Annotated in this window: 3 protein-coding genes; all 3 read right to left on the reverse strand. The window is 73.2% G+C overall.

What is annotated here, in order from left to right; translation table 11 throughout:
* Positions 1-1443 (reverse strand): MMPL family transporter (locus E1264_RS40595; protein WP_165964641.1); only part of this gene is annotated, 1443 nt, incomplete at its 3' end.
* Positions 1444-1448: 5 nt separating this feature from the next.
* Positions 1449-2864, reverse strand: coding sequence for a cytochrome P450 (locus E1264_RS40600; RefSeq protein ID WP_132182577.1), 1416 nt, complete (start codon positions 2862-2864; stop codon positions 1449-1451).
* Positions 2865-2901: 37 nt separating this feature from the next.
* Positions 2902-4470: polyketide synthase dehydratase domain-containing protein (locus E1264_RS40605; RefSeq protein WP_207936884.1), on the reverse strand; the 1569-nt coding region annotated here is incomplete at its 5' end.

The following is a 4470-nucleotide window of genomic DNA, read 5'->3' on the forward strand; positions in this document are numbered from 1 at the left end:
GTCCAGGCGCGAGGCGATGGCGACGTTCACCACGCCGCCCGGGCCCGGGGCGAGCGCGGTCGCGCCGGTCACTCCGGGGACCTGTCGCACGGCGATCAGGTAGCCGTCAAGGGCCGGTGGCGCCGGTGCCCGATCGGCGGGCAGGACGGCGGCGACCGCGAACGGGGTCGTGCCGGGGAAGTCGCGCTCCAGCGTCTTCGACACCACGTGGGCGGGGGAGCTCTCCGGCAGCATCGCGGTGATGCGCATCCCGTACTGGGCGTGCAGGAACGGCGCTCCCATCAGGGCGAGGAGCACGGCGGACCCGCCGAGCACGGTCAGGGGGCGGCGCATCACCTGCCGGGCCACACGTGCCCACGGGCCGGTTCCGTCCGCCCGCGGGCCGCGTCCGCGCAGCCGGTTCGTGCTCAGCGCGTCGACCCGGCGGCCGAGCAGGGCCAGCAGCGCCGGCAGGACGGTCAGCGCCGCCGCGACGTTGAACGCCACCACGGTCATACCGCCGATGCCGACGGACCGCAGCGCGGCGATCGGCACGCAGAGCAGCCCGGCCAGCGACACGAGGACGATGAGCCCCGACACCGCGACGGTGCGGCCAGCGCTCGCGTAGGTGCGTGCGAGGGCGGTTCGCTCGTCCGCGCCACGGGACAGTTCCTCGCGGAAACGGCTGACGATGAACAGGGCGTAGTCCACCGCCAGGCCGAGCCCCAGCAGGGTGACGATGTTCAGGGCGAGCGACGACACCTCGATCGCGGCCGCCAGCGCGCGCAGCACGGCGAGCGAGAACGCCACGGACAGTCCCCCGAGCAGGAGGGGCAGCGTGGCCGCCACCATCCCGCGGAAGACCACGACCAGCATCAGGAGGAGCAGCGGGAAGGCCAGCGTCTCCGCCCGCGCGAGGTCTTCGGCCGCGGCGCCGGTGATCTGGTCGTCCGCGGCGACGCCGCCGCCCAGCGACAGGGTGAGGCCCGCCGCGTGCAGCGCGGGCACGTCGGCGTGGCGCTCGATCAGGTGGTAGGCGCGGGTCTTCGCCAGCGCGTCGTGCGCGGACAGGCGCAGGACCACCAGGAGCGCGTGGCCGTCCTTCGACACGCGGCGGGCCGCCGACCGCGGTGGCTCCTGGACGGCACGGGGCGGTATCGCGTCCAGGCTGGCCAGCACCGCCCTGTCGAACCGTGGGTCGGTGGCGGTGCGCTGCACCGATCGGTAGAGCAGCAGGAGGTTGCCGGTGGCGGCGGGGCTGCCGGGTACGGCGGCCGCCCGCGCGGATTCCGACGCCGGGGCGCTGCCCCGGCCCGACGTGACCCGCTCCGCGGTGCCGCTCCCGAAGGCCAGCGCGGCGAGGGCGCCGAGCAGCGCCGCGACGGCGATGCTCCTCTTCCAATGCCAGATCACCTGCACGGCACGGCCGTACATGTCCTGGCCCGGACGGTGACCCCGCACCATGCCCTCTAGGGCGATTCGACGGCGACGGGCAGGGGTTCGAGTGTGATCGGCAGCCCGTCCTTCACCGTGGTCAGCGTGCTCACTCCGAACGGCCACGCGTGGCCGGCGGGGAGCCGCCAGCCGTAGCGCCGCAGCATCTCCGCCACGATCGTCTTGACCTGCACGCCGGCGAAGTGCAGCCCGATGCACTTGTGGATGCCGCCGGCGAACGGCGCCCAGGCGTACCGGTGGACCCGGTCCTCGCGGCGGTCCGGTGCGAACCGGCCGGGATCGAACCGGTCGGGATCGGGCCAGTACTCCGGCATGCGCTGGTTGGTCAGCGTCGGGACGAACACGGGCGTCCCCGCCGGAAGGTAATGGCCGAGGAGGCTGGTGTCGGCCACCGTCTGCCGCAACTGCCCGAGCACCGGAGACACCAGCCGCAGCGACTCCTTCATCACCTGGTCCATCAGGCCCAGGTGCGCCAGGTCGGCGTAAGCGGGACCGGGCGCCTCCGGACCGCCGACCACCGATGCGGCCTCCGCCCGCAGGCGCGCCTGCCAGGACGGGTCCTTCCCCAGGAAGTACGCCATCGCGGAGATGGTGATCGTGGTGGTGTCGTGGGCCGCCTGCAGCAGGTGGATCATGTGGCTGACGACCTCGCGGTCGCTGAAGCGGCGGCCGGCGTCCTCCCCTTCGGCCTGGCACAGCGCGGTGAACAGGTCATCGCCGTCGCCGTGCCGCCCGGCGGGCATCCGCGAGTACAGGAAGTCCTCCATCAGGGCCCGCGCTCGCAGGCCCTTCGACCAGCGCAGCCCCGGCAGGCCGGGAACGCGGAAGCGCACGCAGGTGAACGGCGCCTGCATCAGGTCGAGGCAGGCCGCCGCCATCTGCGCGGAGCGCGGGTCGCCCCGGCCGACGCCCATGAACACTTCGAGAGCCAGGTCGAAGGTGAGCCGCTCGACGTGTTCGTGCACGCGGAACCGCGGACCCGGCCGCCAGTCCCCCACCGCCGACCGGATCAGAGGGGTCATCGTCTCGTGGTACCGGCGCAGCCGCGCCGGGGTGAACGCCTGCTGCATCAGGCGCCGCTGCTCGCCGTGCTCCTCCCCGTCGAACATCATCAGCCCGCCGGGCAGGAACTGCCCGAAGAACCACCTCATGATGGGGCCCGCGGCGAACGCCGGGTCGCGGCCGGACAGCACCGTCTCCGCCGCCTCGGCCCCCTGCGCCAGCACGCCCCGCCGCCCGGCGAATGTGCACCAGGTCACCGGTCCGAACTCGGCGTACCGGTCGCGTGCCAGGCCCTCGAAGTCACGGATGACGCGCAGCGTCTCACCCATCAGCGGCAACCCCGCGCGTCCCTGGACGGCGACCAGCTCGCTGCCCGGCGGAGGCGGGGCGAACGGGCGGGAACGCCGCCGGCCGGGCCGCACGGTCATCGGAGCTCCCCCATGATGATCACTCCTCGATCAGCATTCACGACTCGTTTTCGTTGGCTGTTTCGTTTGAAATGCGCACCGTCTCTCCTTCGCGGTGGACGGTGAACCGGTGTTTCTCGCCCGGGCGGTATCTCACCCAAGCGCGGCAGCTTTCCTGGTCGACCTCGATTTCACAGGGGTGCGCCTTCTCCTTGGCCGCCACGTGCTCCTTGGCGGCCAGGGTCACGAGCCAGTCGCGCGCCCGGGCGCCGTCCGGGAGCCCGAACACCTCGACGACCACGCCCGGAATGGAATCCGTCCGCTCCACGTCACCGCGGCTCAGGACGGTGTCGTCTCCGTCGGCGCGGGAAAGGCACGTGCGTCCGACGTACTGGCGATCGCGGAGGAAAGCGCGGGCCACCGGCCGCGGCCATTCGCCCAAGCGCCCGACGGACACGGCAACGTAATCGAGGCGGAACGCGATGAGCACCCGTTCGTCCCGGCACATCTGGACGTCGACGCGAGCCCGTCCGGCGGCGGCACCGCCGTACCGGACCTCGACGTCCACCTCCCCGGTGTCCGGCAGCGCTTCGTGAACGGTCATCGAGACGAGCTCGTGCGGAAACCAGGCGACCTGGCGGGTCTGCCCGGGGTTCCAGCGCCGCAGGTCAGGAACCGCGTGGGTGGCCGCGTCGAGCAGCCCCTGGTGCAGCGCCCCGCGCGGTACGCCGCCCCGGCCGGCCTCCAGCGTGGCCGAGGCACCGGCGTCGCCCACGCGCAGGGAGGTGAGGTACCGCATGCTCGGGCCGTGGAACATCTCGGCCGAGGCGTAGGGGTCGGGGGCGGGCCCGGCACCGTCCAGCGGGGCGAACCGGCGCGGTGCGGGTCCCGGCGCCCCGGTGCTCACGCGGCCGGACGCCACCGGCTCGTAGCGCGACAGCGCGGGGTCGTCCATGTCGCGCCAGGCCAGAAGCTCGGCGTCGTAGGACGTCGCGCCGGCTCCGGTGCCCTGCGGCGTGACGCGGGTCCGCAGCCGCACCGGGCCGGGAACGTGCAGCCAGCGGCGCACCCGGAGCCCGGCGAGCCGGGTCACCGGACGCCCCGCGCGCGTCTGGACGGCGGCGGCCAGCCGGTCGGCCATCGACATGAGCGGCAGCGCGGGGATCGCCCACAGCGGGGAATGATCGGCAAGCCAGGTGTCCACGGAGGGGTCGAGCGTCTCGCCGGACAGTGCTGTGCTGCCGGTCGGGTCCTCGATGTCCTCGGCGTTATCGGCCTCTTCGACGACCTTCACTTCCAGGCCGGAGGCGCGGTATATCTGCAGGCCGTCGACCCAGAGCCTGCCCTCGCCGAGCACGCGGGATTCGCGCGGCCCCACGTCGGCCTCCAGGACGTCCACCTCGAACGTGACACGCCGCGATTCCGGCACCACCTGGCCCCGGTAGGTCCATTCCAGGCGGGGGCCGGTGCCGGAGACGAACCGGGGCCGTTCGAGCGCGGAGCCGGCCGCGCGTTCGATCAGGTGGTACTGCAGGAGCTGGATCATCGCCTCCAGGCCGAGTGACCCCGGCTGGACCGGATCCTGGAAGAAGTGCGCCCGGAAGTACCAGGCCGCGGCGTCCACGTC

Origin of the sequence: Actinomadura sp. KC216 (genome assembly GCF_004348535.1) — a bacterium.
In the GTDB taxonomy this organism is placed as follows: domain Bacteria; phylum Actinomycetota; class Actinomycetes; order Streptosporangiales; family Streptosporangiaceae; genus Spirillospora.